Below are 850 nucleotides of genomic sequence, written 5' to 3' on the forward strand. Positions count from 1 at the left end.
AAGAAAACGGCATTGGTAATCAGTGCGCATTCGGCAGATTTTGTGTGGCGGTGCGGGGGTGCGATCGCGCTGCACGAGGAGCGCGGCTACGACGTGACGGTGGTGTGCCTGTCCTACGGCGAGCGCGGCGAGAGCGCGAAGCTGTGGAAGCAGGAAGGCATGACGCTCGATCGGGTCAAGACCGAACGGCGCAAGGAAGCGGAGAACGCGGCGGCCGCGCTGGGTGCCTCCGACATCCGCTTCTTCGACCTCGGCGACTATCCCTTGACCCTGGACCGGGACGCCAAGGACCGCATGGTCGACGTGATCCGCGAAGTCCAGCCTTCGTTCATGCTGAGCCACTCCAAGTGGGATCCCTATAACACCGACCACATGGCCACGACCCAGTTTGCCATCGAGTGCCGGATGATCGCTCAGGCCTGGGGCCACAACCCGGGCCAGAAGGTGCTCGGTGCTCCGCAGCTCTACCTGTTCGAGCCGCACCAGACCGAGCAGATGGAATGGAAGCCGGACGTGTTCCTCGACATCACCCCGGTGTGGGACAAGAAGTGGGCGGCAATCCAGTGCATGCAGGGCCAGGAGCACCTGTGGCACTTCTATGAGAACGTAGCGGAAAACCGCGGCAACCACTTCCGCCGCAACTCCGGCGGCCAGGCGGGCGGGCGCGACTGCAAATACGCCGAAGGTTTCCAGTCGATCTATCCGCGCACGGTGGACGAACTCTGATGGCCGGCGCGGTGACCCAGTCGGGCGTGGTCGTTCAGAAGATCGAGCGCGCCGACAAGCAAGTGATCGCGGCCCTTGGCGCATGCGGGGTTGCGACCGTGCACGAGGCGCAGGGGCGTAAAGG

The 850-nt window shown here is 64.2% G+C and carries 1 protein-coding gene and 1 pseudogene; both read left to right on the plus strand.

Annotated elements, in window-relative coordinates:
- A partial coding sequence (locus HK439_RS26390) for a PIG-L deacetylase family protein (protein ID WP_190294462.1) occupies positions 1-726 on the plus strand: 726 nt, incomplete at its 5' end.
- Positions 726-850: pseudogene (locus HK439_RS27055) on the plus strand (4-carboxy-4-hydroxy-2-oxoadipate aldolase/oxaloacetate decarboxylase); the annotation flags it as partial. The gene HK439_RS26390 and the pseudogene HK439_RS27055, both read left to right, overlap by 1 nt.

The organism is Roseibium aggregatum, from assembly GCF_014692675.1.
In the GTDB taxonomy this organism is placed as follows: Bacteria; Pseudomonadota; Alphaproteobacteria; order Rhizobiales; family Stappiaceae; genus Roseibium; species Roseibium aggregatum_C.